A 15,146-nucleotide genomic window follows, 5' to 3' on the forward strand; every position below is an offset into this window, starting at 1 on the left:
GAATGACATAACGAGAGGCTGTTATAAATGATTTGACATCGCAGTTGAGAATGGTTATCATAATTACGAAAGTGATAATCATTATCACTTTAAAGAATACATATTCACATATAGCGGGAGGCAGAGCATGTGGGCTTGCTTTATGAGATGGTTCTAAAAAAGCGAAAATCGGCGTTCCTGCTGCAAAAGGAAGACAATTGGAAGCAGCGGATCATGGGATCTGCGCATCAAAAACGGTCCCTAACGGTTCAATTGCCGGAGCACGGGAGCAAAAATAAAAAAACAATAACGCTGCATTACGCTATACGATTAAGTGATATTTTTCGGAAGGAGCTAGAGAAATGCAGACTGAAACAAGCAAGCCTTGGAATTGGATGCTCTTTCCTTTCTCATCGGTAAAGGCAGGACCCGACTGCTTGTTCGCGGCTTCAGTCGGCCACGGAATTTATCAAATCGATGCGCAGAGCAACTGGAAGAAGCTCGATCATGGGATGGAAGAGCAGGCTAACGTAAACCGGCTGCAGCTCCAGCATGAGCTGCTGCACGCCTGCACGAGCAGCGGCTTATATGAATGGAATGGAGATGCGTGGGAGAATGATGGCTTAACGATTCCTTGCTATCAATATCGCAAAATTGGCGGAAGCAGCTACGCTGCCACGGAATATGGACTCTGGTCCAAAGCAAGCTCCAGATGGGAGCAAATCGCGTGCAACGAGAAGCGAGTATATGATTTTATCAATCTGCCTCAATATCTAATCATTGCGCATGATAGCGGAGTCTCGCTCTATGATCGCTTTATGGATGATTGGGCGCATTTTGAGCTGGAAACTAGCGTCACGAGCTTAGTGGTGTTCAAAGGCCATTTGATCGGCACGAGCGAGCAAGGCGAGCTCCTAATCGGGGATAAGAAAGGCAGGTTTGACCGTGTGCGCTTCGGCAAGCCTTTTATTTTTTCCGTGCTGGCCAAGGGGAATGACATCTATGTATGTACAGATCGAGGACTATTTCAGCTTGCTTACATTTGCAGTCAAGTCACGCTGCTGTCCGTTAAGCTGGGCTGCCCGGTAACCGATATCGACATGCAGGGCGGCAATTTATACTTGGCCACGCTTTTTCAAGGCATTCAGACGGTAAGTATATGAGACTAAGAAACAGGAAGCGGAGGAATCGCAAATGCCAAAAGTACTTGTCGTATATGCGAGCATGACAGGGAATACGGAAGAAATGGCTGAGGCTATTGCTGAGGGAGCAAAGGAAGCGGGCGCGGAGGTTGTATCTAAGGAAGCATTCGATGCAAGCGCTGAGGAGCTTAACGATTATGATGGCATCATCATTGGCGCGTACACATGGGGGGACGGCGAGCTGCCGGATGAGTTTCTTGATTTCTATGAAGCGTTGGAAACCCTTGATTTAAGCGGCAAGAAAGCGGCTGTATTTGGATCGGGAGACACCTCCTATCCGATTTATTGCGGCGCGGTCGATACGATTGAAGCGAAGCTGAAGGAGCTTGGCGCAGAGATCGCCGGCGAATGCATCAAGTTTGAATATAATCCATCGGAAGAAGAGAAAGAGCAGGGCAGAAGCTTAGGCCGTCAAATAGCAGGCCTTGCAGCGGTTGCCGGATAATTCAGCGTGAAGGGCGGCCTATGTGATGATGGAGCAACTGCCAACGGTATTAAGAATTGAAGATTATAAGCTGGAAGAGCTGCTGCGCTGCCCTGAAAGATTCGCAAAAAGGAAATCGGGTATGCGGGAAAACGACGTAAACTGGCGGCAAATGGTCCAGTTCGCGGCAAGTCACAGCGTGAATGACTTTTATAGGCTTCCTGAAGAAGCGCGTACACAGGCCGCGATAGAGGCTGCGGTGGAGCGCTGGTGGACGAACCGAAATTATAAATTCCATTCGGATGAGCATTTTTTGCAAATGAAGCAAATGGTTAAAGCGCATTTGACGGCCTTTCTGCTTGGCGGCTCATGTCCAAGCATGCCGATTATATTTTATGAGCAGCTGACTGCCTATGTGGATGAGCTGGATTTGGAGCTATCGCAAATTTTTCATTTGGTTTCCGTCGACATCGAAGGCGCTGCTGACGATTACATCGTGCAGAAGCTTGCCATAGATACCGATCAGGATTCCCTCGATTTATTATTTCATATGACGTCGGTATTTTGCATGAGCGCCTTCGGGAAGCTTCCGATTCGGATTGAGGTTTTGTCGCTGCTGAATGGCAAGCGCACGGTGTTTGTGCCAGACGAAGCATCGCTGGAGCGGTCGTATGATTATATGTATTTGATCAAAAGCTTGCTGCCAGACGTGGATGTATTCAAGGTTAATCCAGGCCGATCGGTACAGCTAGTCATGTAAAGTGGAAAAACAATAGGATAGTTACAGCTAAGCTCTCAGTCATTTTCCTGACGCGAAAATGAGGGGGCTTTGTTTTGTTGTAGACAAATGAAACGGTTTTCAAGTAAGATGGGCATTAGTCATTTTTTGCATATTTACACATGGGAGCTGAATAAGAGTTTTGTTTTGCTATGCAAAACTAAGCATATGCTTACGAAGTAAGTTTTGCTCTGCAAAACTTTAGAAGGAGAGATTAGGTTGTCAGAGGAATTATTGCTAACTTTTCGGTCACCGCCTTTGCCGTTTTTCATAGAATCAAACCGAATAACCTATCGCGCTGGCGAGGAGCATCCTAATCGTACAAACCTAGGCGTGTTTGATTTATTGTTCGTCAATCAGGGAGCGCTGCATGTAGCAGAGGATAATCACCGCTGGACGCTTGGGCCGGGCGATGTGCTCATTCTAAGGCCGGACCGCTGGCATTATTCCACTCGTCCGTGCGAGGAGGATACCGTGTTTGATTGGATTCATTTTCAGACGGTGGGCGCTTGGGAGGAAACGGTAGGCAACCAAAGCGGCTCGCTGAGAGGCGACTACTATACGTACGCGATTCGGCTGCCGAAAAAAATGAAGCTTACCTATCCGGATGAAGCGAGGCTTATTTTCTCGCAGCTGCATGAAGCAGCAAAGAGCTCGTCGCATGGCGCGTTCTGGGATCGTCAGCAGCGATTTTTGCATTTGCTGCAAATGCTGGATGAGGGCTGGCGCTCGGATGCGGCTAAGGCCGCGGTATCGGTTGCGGAGCGGGCGGCTGCTTATTTGAAGCTGAATTACCGCAGCCCAATCAGCAACACGATGCTAAGCGATGTGCTGCAGCTGCATACCAACTATATTACACGCTGCATGACAGAGGTATTTGATTGCACGCCGCAGCAATATTTGCTGTATTACAGGCTCGATCAGGCTAAGCTGCTGCTTATCAAGACGGACTGGACGATTGCGCGGGTTGCGGAGGAAACCGGCTTCCGGCAAACGCCGCATTTCTCTAGGCTGTTCGCCTCGCACACAGGCATGCCTCCGCTAAAATTCCGAAAACGTTTTACGATGTAGGTGTGTTTAGGAATATCACTGCTGTATGAGAATGCTCGGGTGCAGTGGGTATGGGAATAGAAAACGAGCGTCAGCTGCCGCTGTTGCCGACCCGATCATTTTGACCAGAAGCGTTGCATAATTTTCGACCCTTTAACAAAAACTGGATTCAACAACGTGAAAAGGGTGGTCGCGATGATTGAACGGTTTTCGTTAACGGCAGAATTAGGCGATATGGTGGAGATGTTTCAGGTAGGCAAGGTGATACGGGGGCATACGAACCGGTTCAATGTGGCGCCGACTCAGACGGTGTCTATCGTAATGAATGATCGTTTTGATCAAAGAACGATGCAGGAGTCGAGATGGGGGCTGTTCCCTTTTTGGGCGAAGGATGCGATCAATGCGGATCATATGACGCTATCAGAGAAGCCCTTTCTGGAGCGCATGCTGCGGAGACAAAGATGCGTGCTGCCGTGCAGCGGTTTTTTTGGGCAAAAGCAGTTCGGGAAAGAGCGTGACCCGCGGGCGATGCACATCGTCGTTCCGAGCCAGAAGCTGTTTGGCATCGCAGGCATCTATGACTGCTGGAAAAATGTGAGCGGCAAAGAAGTGCGTGCCTTCACGATGATTACCGCCGCTTCAACAGGTGCGATGTCCGTGTGGCAGCCTCGCGTTCCGGTTATTTTGGACGAGGAGGGCATCGAGGACTGGCTCAATCCGCGCATTACGGAATTTAGCGGCTTGCGCAAGCATCTGGAAGCGATGGATTCCTACCTCATGCGTGCCTACCCTGTAACCAATGCGGTGCATGATGATTTGTACGAGTCGCCGGATTGCATCCGCGAGATCCGTCCGGATTTCGCCTAAGCGCGAGGCCGTAACAATATAAGGCGTTATTTCAATTGGCGAGCTTCTTATGAGGTTGAGCCGATTGAGATAATGCCTTTTTTTTGTTCGAAAAAGGGAATGCCCCTGCCGGGCGCTGATGGTCAGCGGCAGCAGGGGCGGGCGCGTTATGGATAGTATGGGAGAGGTTGGGCTGGTATAGATTACTGAAAGGTGGCTAGGCGCGATTGGGGTGATGACAGTTTGCATGAAAGATGCTAAGCGCGGCATAACAGATAATCAGATTACATGAAAAGAGGCTAGGCGCGGCACAACAGATAATCAGATTACATGAAAAGAGGCTAAGCGCGGGCGCGTTCGAGCTCTGTCGTCAGAAGTGGCACGACCTCGAATAAATCACCTACGATGCCGTAATCCGCGACGCCGAATATCGGAGCGTCGGGGTCTTTGTTGATGGCGACTATGACGCGCGATTGGCTCATGCCGGCCAGATGCTGAATGGCGCCGCTGATGCCGCATGCGATATAAAGCTGCGGGGTAACCACCTTGCCGGTTTGCCCGATTTGCAGCGCATAGTCGCAGTAGCCGGCATCGCAGGCGCCGCGCGAGGCGCCGACAGCACCGCCGAGCGCGGCGGCCATCGCTTGCAGCGGCTCGAAGCCTGCTGCACTGCGCACGCCTCGACCGCCGGATACGACGATGTCGGCTTCGGCGAGATCCAGCTGGCCGCCGGTGCGGCGCACAAGGCTGCGCACGGCGGTGTAGAGCGGAGGCACCGTGAACGGCAGAGCCTGGGCGGTGCCAGTAATATCGGCGGCGTCCAGGGTTTCCGCCGCCGGCAAATTATTCGGGCGCACCGTGATGACCCACGGATAGCCCGGCACGAAGCTGCGCCGCTCGAACGCCTTGCCGGCGTAGAGCGGGCGAATGAATAAGGCGTCATCGCCATCGTCAGATGCTTCGATGGCGATGACGTCAGCGATGTGGCCGGCGCCATGGGCCGCGGCCACGCGGGGCGCGAGCTCGCGCCCCATAGCGGTGTGGCCGAGCAACAGCGCGTCCGGCTGCACCGCAGCCATGGCTGCGCCAAGGGCGGCGATGTACGCCTCGGGCGCGAAGGCGCGGAGGGAAGGATCGTCGGCGATATGCACGACGTCCGCCCCCCGCGCGGTTAGCGCGGCGGCTTCTTCCGCCGCGCCGCCGGAGCAGGCAAGGACGGCATGGACAGCGCCGTCCTTGCCTGCAAGCCGCCGTGCTGCGCCGAGTGCTTCCAGCGCCACGCGGCGGAGTACGCCGTCCCGGCTTTCTGCAAATACGAGAATCGTTTTGGACATAGGATGCTGCTCCTCTCCCATAACTTTATTACTGAGAACGTGATGTGACTGCTATAAACTAACGGGTTACTTAAATGCTGCTAGGAGCGAACTGGGTTACTTCAGTTGCTAAAGCGAACGAACTGATTACTTCAAATACGGCTACCAACTATTTGATTACTTCAATTGTTCCTACAACTAGTTCCTTCAATTACTCCTGCGTAGCGACTTACGCAGCCACGCATTCCCCCGCCTTTGTGTTCCGAACCAGCTCTACGCTGCGGTTTATGCAATAGAAACCTGACATCAGAGCCTCATTCACGGGCTACGTTGCACTTATGCAATAGAATGGTTCACTGAACTCTTCTAGAGCTTATCAATGGATGATTCTGTTGCACAAACTGCAGTGTAGAGGAGCAAACTCAGCTTCATATGCGATTCTGTTGCACAAACTGCAACGTAGCCATGCTAACTTACGCTTCTTCCATCATCACAATCAACTCCACCATCCACGCTGCCTATACAACGCGGCTTGCCCGAGGTTTAACCTCAAAGAAGCTTCACTTCCTCCCTAGCCCCCCACGCTGCAAACACAAACACAACGCAGCACAAATCTCCAGCCTCAAAGAAGCTTCGCTTCTTCCCTCAACAACGAAACAAGCGCGCTCGCTTGCTCCGCCGGAGCACCGGGGATACGTTTGCCCGCTGCCCGTGGCGGCGGCGGGAGCAGCTTCGAGCGAGTGGTTCGCGGTGCAACGCTTTCAGCTGTGAGCGCGCCGCTGCCAGTCAGCTCGTCGAGCGTCACGATGCGAAGCGGCTTGCGCTTTGCCTTCATAATGCCCGGCAGCGACGGATACCGCGGCTCGTTTAAGCCTTGCTGCGCTGTAATGAGCGCCGGCAGCGGGATCGATACGGTTTCCGTATCGCCTTCGATATCGCGCTCGACTAAAGCGTACCGCGCGGCAGTTACCGATACAGGAGCGCTAAGCACTCCATCCGCTGGCAGTGTGCCTAGCTCACCCGCAGTAACAATGGTGACCTTAACAGCGGAGGTGGCATGCGGCAGGGAAAGCCGTTCAGCCACTTGAAGCGCCACGCTTCCGGCGCCGCTATCGACCGCGAATAAGCCCGCTAGCAGCAGATCGGGAGCGAGCGGCTCAATGACGGCAGCCAGCGCAGCAGCGATGGGGGTGCCGTCATCAGGCAAGGCCGAGCTATCCAGCCGTATCGCTTCATCCGCTCCAATCGCCAGCGCAGTGCGGAGCGCCTCTTGCGACCGCTCGGGTCCGCAGGTAACGACGATCACCTCGCCGCCGTGCTGCTCGCGCTGGCGAAGCGCCTCCTCCAGCGCATACTCGTCGTAAGGATTAATGACAAATTTGGCTTCTCTTTCATCGACACCCGTCTCCGTTACGACGATTTTCTCCTCGGTATCGAACGTTTGCTTGAGAAGCACCACTATTTTCAGCATAGAAGCTCCCTCACTTATTTCGATATTTGGTTAACACGTCCATCATTGCTACGATATGTCGATTGGCAAATGAATAGACCGTACGCATTCGCCTTGCGAGCGGCATGTTCAAAGCAAAAAGCTCATATACATGGAGCACCGCGGCTATTTTGAAAGCGTTCTAAAGCTTGTCCGACTACTTCGCGCATTGGTGCTTGTTCCATGAGCCGGCATATAAGAGGGGGCGAGGCATATGCCAACGTTATTGGCATTAAAGCAGGTCGATCACTGGCTGGTCTGGGGAAAATGGACATTGTTTGCGGCGGTCGTGCTCATTGCTGTTTCTATGTTCGTGCTTGTTGTGCAGAGGCGCGTTTTGTACATGAGGCTAGGGGTGCCGACGGTGTTTAAGCGGTATCAACGCGAGCCGAAAAGCAGCAAAACCAGCTTCAGCGGCCAAGTGCTCGGCCATCGCAAGCTGCTGAACGATGTACGAAGCGGAATCATGCATTTGGTTTATTTTTACGGCTTTATTGTGCTTCAGTTTGGCGCGCTGGACTTGATTTGGAAAGGGCTGAACGAAGGTGTGCCGCTCCCGCTGCCCTACTATAACGGGTTCTCGCTGACGCAGGAGATGACGGTAACGCTTGTGTTTGCGGCTGTTCTTTATGGCGCATTTCGTCGTTACGGGGAAAGGCTGCCTCGGTTAAAAAGGGGCTGGAAGCCGTCGCTTGTCATGTGGTTTATCGGCTCCTTGATGCTCACGATTCTTTTCTCTTTAGCCTTCGAACGTCTGGCTTCGGTGAGCGGGTCAAAAGCTTCTATCGTAGAAGCTAGCTATGCCCCGGTAAGCAATCAGCTGGCTATGCTGCTCGAGGGCATGGGCGTACAGCCGCAAAGCGCGGCAGCCCATGCGGGATTTGAACTGTTTTGGTGGCTGCATCTGATTGTGCTGCTGGGCTTCCTCGTTTATGTGCCGCAGTCGAAGCATTTTCATTTGCTGACTGCTCCGGTCAATCTGTGGTTCCGGCGCAGCACGCCGCCCGGCCGCCTTACGCCGCTGAATTTGGAGGACGAGGAGGCAGAGTCCTTCGGCGCGGGGAAGGTAGAGCATTTTACGCAAAAGCAGATGCTTGATTTGTATGCCTGCGTTGAGTGTGGACGCTGCACCAACGTTTGCCCGGCTGCGAGTACCGGGAAACTGCTGTCTCCGATGCATCTGATCGTAAAGCTAAGGGATCATTTGACCGAAAAAGGAGCCGCCATTACGTCGAAATCGCCGTGGCTTCCTGCGAGCATATGGCAGTCCAAAACAAATGCCCCTTACGCCCATGTGATGGGAGCAGTTCTTCCTGCATGGGAGACAGAATCCGAGGGAGCGACAAATATCGAACCGACGATGGCGGCGCAGGGAGGTGCATGGAGCGTGAGGGATGGCGCAAAGCCGGAGGAGGTGGAGCTGATCGGAGAGGTGCTGACCGAGGAGGAGCTTTGGGCATGCACGACATGCCGCAATTGCGAGGAGCAGTGTCCAGTCGGCAATGAGCATGTCGACAAAATCATCGATATGCGCCGTTATCTGGTATTGATGGAAGGCAGGCTGCCATCCGACGGGCAGAGAGCGCTTCAGAACATCGAGCGCCAGAGCAATCCGTGGGGCCTGCCGCGCGCCGAGCGGGCAGCTTGGATTGCCGATTGCGAGAGCCGCACCGGCATAAGGGTCGTAACGATGCAGGAGCTGAAGCAGCAGGGCAAAAAGGCAGACATTTTGCTATGGGCGGGCTCAATGGGGGCCTACGATATGCGGAGCCGCCGCGTTTTGTACGATTTGGTCCGGCTGCTTGACCAAGCGGGAGTCAGCTTCGCGACACTTGGCCTTGAGGAGAAAAGCTCGGGCGATACGGCAAGGCGGATCGGCAATGAGCTGCTTTTTCAAGAGCTGTGCCGCGAGAACATAGAGACGCTCAGCAAGTATGACGTCAAGCAAATCGTGACCGCTTGCCCGCATACCTACAACACGTTCAAAAATGAATATCCCGATTTTGGCCTCTGCCCAGACATCGTCGTGGAGCATCATACCGAGCTGCTTGCGCGTTTGCTTGCGGAGGGCTCGCTGCAGCCGGTGCATACGATTGACGAGCGCGTGACGGTACATGATTCCTGCTATCTCGGTCGCTACAACGACACCTACGAGGCGCCGCGCAGCCTGCTTAGAGCCATTCCGGGAGTGACGATCGAGGAGATGGAGCGCTCTCGCTCCAACGGGATGTGCTGCGGCGCGGGCGGCGGATTAATGTGGATGGAGGAGCATTCGGGCACGCGGGTCAACCTTGCGAGAACCGCGCAAGCATTGGAGGTGAAGCCGACTGTCATCAGCTCTGCTTGCCCGTATTGTCTCACGATGATGGAGGATGGCCTGAAGGCGTTGTCTGCGGATGAGAAAGTGATCGCACGCGATGTGGCGGAGCTGCTTGCCGAGAGTGTTTTTGGCGAGTAAATAAGTTGCAACTTGGAATGTAAGAAAAAGAAGGAGGCTGCCTATGACGTTACAAGCGTCGCAAAAAAACGCCGGCTCCATTCGCAGAGCCGCCGTTATCGGCTCAGGCGTAATGGGTGCCGGCATCGCCGCACATCTTGCGAATGCGGGCATGCATGTCGTGCTGCTGGACGTGGTCCCGCAGAAGCTTACGGAAGAGGAGGAGCGGAAGGGGCTGACGCTCTCGGATGCCAAGGTGCGCAATCGGCTGGCAAGCGCTGCCGTTGCCAGAATGGGCAAGGCGCAGCCTGCGCAGCTCTATGACCCGTCTTGGTCTTCACGCATCACGCCAGGAAATTTAACCGATCATTTGGAATCGCTTGGCGAGGCGGATTGGATCGTTGAAGCGGTTGTTGAGCGGCTGGATATTAAACGAGAGGTGCTGGCAGCGATTGAAGCGGCTCGCAAGCCCGGAGCCATCGTCTCTACCAACACGTCGGGCTTGTCGGCAGCGTCGATGGTTGAGGGCCGGAGCGAGGAATTTCGCCAGCATTTTGGCGTGACGCATTTTTTTAACCCGCCGCGGTATATGAAGCTCGTCGAGATCGTTCCGACCGTAGACACTTCTCCCGAGGTCGTGGGATTGCTGAAGGAGGTTTGCGAGAAGCGGCTCGGCAAAGGCGTCGTAATTGCGAAGGATACGCCAAACTTCATTGCGAACCGGATCGGAACGTACGGCATGCTCGTCACGCTCGAGGATACGCTGCGCTTTGGGTTGACGGTAGAAGAGGCAGACGCCTTGACCGGGCCTGCGATGGGCAGGCCGAAGACGGCGACGCTGCGCATGCTTGATCTGGTCGGGCTCGATACGCTGCTTCATGTCGTGGACAATGTGCGGGAGAGAAGCAGCGACCCAGCGGAGCAGGCTGTGTTTGCAAGGCCGCCGCTGCTGGAGCAGCTCGTAGCATCCGGAAGGCTGGGCGAGAAGTCTGGAGCCGGCTTTTATAAGAAGGTGAAGGGGAAAGGCGGCAGCGAGATTGAATCGCTTAAGCTGGATACGCTCGAGTACGGGCCGAAGCGCCCTGTTGGCTCTCCAGTTATTGATGCCTCCAAAGCGGCGAAGGGCGCGGCCGCAAAGGTGAAAGCGCTGCTTCGAACTGATCCTCGTGACCGCTATGCGCAGTTCGCATGGTCGACGATCAAAAAAACGCTGCTCTATTCCGCCGCTCAAGTTGGTGTCATTGCGGATTCCATCTCGGATATCGACCGCGCGATGCGCTGGGGCTTTAACTGGGAGCTTGGTCCGTTCGAGCTTTGGGATGCGATTGGGCTTCGGGAATCGGTGCAGCAGATGGAGAAGGAGGGCGAGGAAGTACCGGCTTGGGTAAGGGCTTGGCTGGAAGCGGGCCATGAAAGCTTTTATAAGACGGAGGGCAGCGAACGGGTCTATTCGGCAAGCGGCGCATACAAGCAGGAAGAAGCGGAAGCGGACTCGATTTCTTTAGCGGGATTAAAGGCTTCCGGCAAAACAGTGCTCTCCACGTCGGGCGCAAGCTTGATCGACATTGGGGATGACGTTGTGCTGCTCGAATTTCATTCACCGAACAATGCGATCGGGGGCGACATATTATCCGCCATTCGGCAAAGCGTGAAGGAGGTATCGCAAAATTGGCGCGGGCTGGTGCTCGCGAATGAAGGACGGAATTTTTGCGTCGGAGCGAATCTGATGCTTCTGCTGATGGAAGCGCAGAACGGCGAGTGGGATGAGGTCGAGGATATTATCCGATTCTTCCAGGGCAGCATGCTCGATCTGAAGCGGCTTGACCGTCCAGTCGTTGCTGCGCCGCACCGGATGACGCTCGGCGGCGGGGTAGAAGCCTGCTTGCCTGCCGATCGCATTGTGTATTCGCCAGAGACCTATTTTGGACTCGTGGAAACGGGAGTGGGCCTTATTCCTGCGGGCGGGGGCTGCAAGGAAGCGGCTGCGATGGCGGCTGAACGGGCTCTTATAGCGAATGGCGGCAAGCCGGGCGGAGACCTGCAGCCGCATTTGAACGCGCTGTTCGAGACGATAGCGATGGCCAAAACCTCCTCTAGCGGCTATGAGGTTAGAGGGCTTGGATTGATGCGGCCGCAGGATACGGTCATTATGCGGCAGGAGGCGCGCATCGCCGAAGCGAAGCGGGCGGTGCTGGAGCTGGACCGGGCGGGCTACTCGCCGCCAGCGGAGGGGCGCATTCGCGTTGCCGGGCGTGAAGGCAATGCGGTGCTTAAGGTAGCGGTGCAAGCGATGCAGCTAAGCGGCTACATTAGCGAGCATGACGCGCTTATTGCCGGCAAGCTTGGCGCTGTGCTCGCAGGCGGCGACATTCAGCCGGGCGCTGAGGTGAGCGAGCAGTATTTGCTCGATCTGGAATGCGAAGCGTTCCTCAGCCTTTGCGGCGAGCGGAAAACGCAGGATCGCATGAGTCATATGCTCGCAACGGGCAAGCCGCTGCGGAACTAAAGTCTATTCCAAAGGAGGAGAGCGAAAATGTCAGCTTCATCACCGTTTGAAGAACACGATCGCGATGCCGTTATCGTTGCTGCGGTGAGGACGGCGGTCGGCAAAGCATCGAAGGGCAGCTTGGCGGAGACAAGGGCGGAGGATCTGGGGCGGGCGGTGCTGCAAGGCGCGCTGGAGAGGCTGCCCGGCTTATCGCCTGAGCTTATTGAGGATGTGATTATCGGCTGCGCGATGCCCGAAGGCGAGCAAGGGCTGAACATGGCCCGCACTATCTCGCTCTATTCGGGCTTGCCGGTTACGACGCCGGCCGTCACCATTAATCGGTTTTGCGCATCGGGGCTGCAGGCCATCGCTTATGCAGCGGAGCGCATTCGGCTTGGCGATGCCGATATCATTGCGGCTGGCGGCGTGGAAAGCATGAGCCATGTGCCGATGACGGGCTTTAAGCTTTCACCGCATCCGGCCATCGTAGATACGAGACCTGAAGTATATATGGGCATGGGGCATACGGCTGAAGAGGTTGCCCGCCGCTACGGCGTGACGCGCGAAGCGCAGGATGCCTTCGCATCGTCAAGCCATCGCAAGGCAGCGGCAGCTATTGATGCAGGGCGCTTCCAAGCGGAGATCGTGCCAATAACCGCAAGCCGTTCGGGCGTGAACGATGCAGGACGGCCTTGGTCGAAAGTTTTTCAATTTGATACCGACGAAGGGGTGCGGCCGGAGACGACCGTTCAGACGCTAGCGCCGCTTAAACCGTCGTTCGCGAGAGAGGGAACAGTTACGGCAGGCAATACCTCGCAAATGAGCGATGGAGCAGCCGCCGTTATCGTGATGAGCCGGGCGCGCGCGAAGGAGCTGGGCCTGCGTCCGCTCGCCGTTTTCCGGAGCTACAGCGTAGCTGGCGTCGCGCCCGAGGTGATGGGCATCGGTCCAATCGAAGCGGTGCCTAAAGCGCTGGGCAAGGCAGGCATTACGCTTGATCAGGTCGATCTCTTCGAGCTTAACGAAGCCTTTGCCGCACAATGCGTTCCGATTATACGGGAGCTTGGCATCAATCCCGAGCTGGTCAATGTGAACGGCGGCGCGATCGCGCTTGGGCATCCGCTTGGCTGTACGGGAACAAAGCTGACGGTGTCGCTCATACACGAGCTTGGCCGCAGAGGCGGCGGGATCGGCGTCGTGACGATGTGCGTAGGCGGAGGGATGGGAGCAGCCGGAGTGATCGAAGTGTATGGCAGCTGAATCGCATGAACAGCTCATTCTATTAAACATTAAGGCCCATTATTATTTACGGTCCTAATAAACGATTTGACTGAAGGGAGACCTGCGGCATGACGGAGACGATACGATTTGGCGGACGGTTTGTCGTGGAGGACAGTATGCCGGAATCGGTTGTGACGCCCGAGGATTTTACGGATGAGCAGCGGATGATGGGGGAAGCGGCACAGCAGTTTTTGGAGGCTGAAATTACGCCGCGCGATGCGGAGCTGGAAGCGCTGAACTACGACTTGACCGTAGAGCTGATGCGCAAAGCCGGCGATCTGGGTTTGCTGGGCGCCGATGTGCCGGAGCCATACGGCGGATTAGGACTAGATAAGGTGAGCACGACGCTGCTGGCGGAAACGTTAGCGCGGGCATCATCGTTTGCGCTATCGGTAGGCGCCCATACGGGCATCGGCACGCTGCCAATCGTGTTTTTTGGTACGAAGGCGCAAAAGGAAGCCTACCTCCCAGCGCTTGCAACGGGAGAACGCATTGCGGCTTATTGCTTAACCGAGCCGGCCTCTGGCTCGGATGCTTTAGGAGCCAAGACGACAGCGAGGCTGTCTCATGACGGCAAGCATTATGTACTGAACGGCTCCAAGCTGTATATAACGAACGCCGGCTTTGCCGATTTGTTTATCGTCTATGCGAAGGTTGACGGGGAGCATTTCACCGCTTTTATCGTCGAGAAGGAAATGTCGGGGTTCAGTATTGGGCCAGAGGAGCATAAGATGGGCATCAAGGGTTCGTCAACACGTCCTTTATTTTTTGAAGACGTGCAGGTTCCCGTGGAAAACGTGCTGGGGGAGGTTGGCAAAGGGCATCATATCGCCTTTAACATTTTGAACATCGGACGGTTCAAGCTTGGAGCTGCCTGCCTTGGCTCCTCCAAAGAGACGATCGAGCTGGCATCGGCTTATGCCAATACGCGCAAGCAATTCGGGAGGGCGATCTCAGCCTATCCGCTTATTGGCGCCAAGCTTGCCGACATGAACATTCGCACGTACGTGCTGGAGAGCATGGTTTACCGGACTGCCGGCTGGATCGATGCGATGCTGAAGGCAACGGAGCTCAGCGGCGAAGCGGCGGACGATGGCATGAAGATCGCGAAGGCGATCGGGGAGTATGCGATAGAATGTTCGATCGTCAAAGTGTTTGCATCCGAAGCACTCGATTTTGTTGCGGATGAAGGGGTGCAAATTCACGGCGGCTACGGCTACATTCGCGAGTATAAGGTTGAGCGGATATATCGGGATTCGCGGATCAATCGGATTTTTGAAGGGACGAACGAAATTAACCGGATGCTCATTCCCGGCACGCTTATGAAGAAGGCTTTGAAGGGCGAGCTGCCGCTGCTGCGCAAAGCGCGTGCATTGCAAGCTGAGCTGGTGCAGCCGATGCCGCTACCGCCGTTTGAGAAGCCGCTTAGCAAGGAAGCGTACCGCGTCGCGCAGGCGAAAAAGACGTTTCTCGCCATTGGCGGCCTTGCTGTTCAGAAGCTCGGACTGCGGCTTGAGCAGGAGCAGGAGGTACTTTGCTCGCTTGCCGATTTAATGATCAACATATTTGCCATGGAAAGCGCGCTGCTGCGCTCCCAAAAAATTTGGAAGCAAAGCGGCGGCGTCGTCTCTGAAAAAACGGAGAATGTCATTGCGATGACGACGGTTTTCGTGCAGGAGTCCATGGAGAAGGTGGAGTCGCTGGCGAAGCTTGCGCTTGCCGCTCTGGAGCAGGGAGACGGGCTGCAAATGCAGCTTTCGATTCTGAAGAAGCTTATGCGCGCGCCGCTATCGGATACGGTAGCTTTGAAGCGATCGATTGCCGCTCGCGTCATTCGCAGTGAGCATTATGTCGTGTGA

Annotated in this window: 11 protein-coding genes; 9 read left to right on the forward strand and 2 right to left on the reverse strand. The window is 55.1% G+C overall.

Annotated elements, in window-relative coordinates; translation table 11 throughout:
* Positions 1-341 precede the first annotated feature (341 nt).
* The 5 genes from HI950_RS15375 to HI950_RS15395 all read left to right on the forward strand — a co-directional run bounded on the left by HI950_RS15375 (position 342) and on the right by HI950_RS15395 (position 4,300).
* On the forward strand, positions 342-1,142 hold the full coding sequence (locus tag HI950_RS15375; RefSeq protein WP_169085594.1) for a hypothetical protein: 801 nt from the start codon (positions 342-344) through the stop codon (positions 1,140-1,142).
* A gap of 31 nt (positions 1,143-1,173) precedes the next feature.
* Complete coding sequence (locus HI950_RS15380; RefSeq protein WP_169085596.1) at positions 1,174-1,626, forward strand: flavodoxin; 453 nt, start codon at positions 1,174-1,176, stop codon at positions 1,624-1,626.
* Positions 1,627-1,651: 25 nt separating this feature from the next.
* Positions 1,652-2,365 (forward strand): hypothetical protein, encoded by a 714-nt coding sequence (locus HI950_RS15385; protein WP_169085598.1) that lies wholly within the window; start codon positions 1,652-1,654, stop codon positions 2,363-2,365.
* Positions 2,366-2,602: 237 nt separating this feature from the next.
* Positions 2,603-3,454, forward strand: a complete 852-nt coding sequence (locus HI950_RS15390) for an AraC family transcriptional regulator (RefSeq protein ID WP_169085600.1) — start codon at positions 2,603-2,605, stop codon at positions 3,452-3,454.
* A gap of 174 nt (positions 3,455-3,628) precedes the next feature.
* Complete coding sequence (locus HI950_RS15395) at positions 3,629-4,300, forward strand: SOS response-associated peptidase (protein ID WP_169085602.1); 672 nt, start codon at positions 3,629-3,631, stop codon at positions 4,298-4,300.
* Between the two features lie 320 nt (positions 4,301-4,620).
* Here the strand turns inward: HI950_RS15395 and HI950_RS15400 are convergent, their stop codons facing one another.
* Complete coding sequence (locus tag HI950_RS15400) at positions 4,621-5,613, reverse strand: electron transfer flavoprotein subunit alpha/FixB family protein (RefSeq protein WP_169085604.1); 993 nt, start codon at positions 5,611-5,613, stop codon at positions 4,621-4,623.
* Between the two features lie 601 nt (positions 5,614-6,214).
* The gene (locus tag HI950_RS15405; protein WP_169086086.1) at positions 6,215-7,060 is read right to left on the reverse strand and encodes an electron transfer flavoprotein subunit beta/FixA family protein; all 846 of its coding nucleotides are present in this window, start codon (positions 7,058-7,060) and stop codon (positions 6,215-6,217) included.
* Positions 7,061-7,295: 235 nt separating this feature from the next.
* On the opposite strand from HI950_RS15405, the gene HI950_RS15410 reads away from it, so the two are divergent.
* The 4 genes from HI950_RS15410 (at position 7,296) to HI950_RS15425 (ending at position 15,146) form a co-directional block, all read left to right on the forward strand.
* Complete coding sequence (locus tag HI950_RS15410) at positions 7,296-9,539, forward strand: (Fe-S)-binding protein (RefSeq protein WP_223285312.1); 2,244 nt, start codon at positions 7,296-7,298, stop codon at positions 9,537-9,539.
* A 43-nt stretch (positions 9,540-9,582) separates the two neighbouring features.
* A complete protein-coding gene (locus HI950_RS15415; RefSeq protein WP_169085606.1) occupies positions 9,583-12,024 on the forward strand; it encodes a 3-hydroxyacyl-CoA dehydrogenase/enoyl-CoA hydratase family protein in 2,442 nt (813 codons plus the stop codon).
* 27 nt (positions 12,025-12,051) lie between these two features.
* Positions 12,052-13,266, forward strand: a complete 1,215-nt coding sequence (locus HI950_RS15420) for an acetyl-CoA C-acyltransferase (protein ID WP_169085608.1) — start codon at positions 12,052-12,054, stop codon at positions 13,264-13,266.
* Positions 13,267-13,355: 89 nt separating this feature from the next.
* The gene (locus HI950_RS15425; RefSeq protein ID WP_169085610.1) at positions 13,356-15,146 is read left to right on the forward strand and encodes an acyl-CoA dehydrogenase family protein; all 1,791 of its coding nucleotides are present in this window, start codon (positions 13,356-13,358) and stop codon (positions 15,144-15,146) included.

Source organism: Paenibacillus sp. PL91, from assembly GCF_012935325.2.
Taxonomy (GTDB): domain Bacteria; phylum Bacillota; class Bacilli; order Paenibacillales; family Paenibacillaceae; genus Pristimantibacillus.

Bases quoted from the DNA above. Each gene is read 5' to 3' on its own strand.
- HI950_RS15415 (WP_169085606.1), top strand. From the start codon at position 9,583: ATGACGTTACAAGCGTCGCAAAAAAACGCCGGCTCCATTCGCAGAGCC.
- HI950_RS15410 (WP_223285312.1), top strand. From the start codon at position 7,296: ATGCCAACGTTATTGGCATTAAAGCAGGTCGATCACTGGCTGGTCTGG.
- HI950_RS15425 (WP_169085610.1), top strand. From the start codon at position 13,356: ATGACGGAGACGATACGATTTGGCGGACGGTTTGTCGTGGAGGACAGT.
- HI950_RS15375 (WP_169085594.1), top strand. From the start codon at position 342: ATGCAGACTGAAACAAGCAAGCCTTGGAATTGGATGCTCTTTCCTTTC.
- HI950_RS15400 (WP_169085604.1), bottom strand. From the start codon at position 5,613: ATGTCCAAAACGATTCTCGTATTTGCAGAAAGCCGGGACGGCGTACTC.
- HI950_RS15420 (WP_169085608.1), top strand. From the start codon at position 12,052: ATGTCAGCTTCATCACCGTTTGAAGAACACGATCGCGATGCCGTTATC.
- HI950_RS15385 (WP_169085598.1), top strand. From the start codon at position 1,652: ATGATGGAGCAACTGCCAACGGTATTAAGAATTGAAGATTATAAGCTG.
- HI950_RS15395 (WP_169085602.1), top strand. From the start codon at position 3,629: ATGATTGAACGGTTTTCGTTAACGGCAGAATTAGGCGATATGGTGGAG.
- HI950_RS15380 (WP_169085596.1), top strand. From the start codon at position 1,174: ATGCCAAAAGTACTTGTCGTATATGCGAGCATGACAGGGAATACGGAA.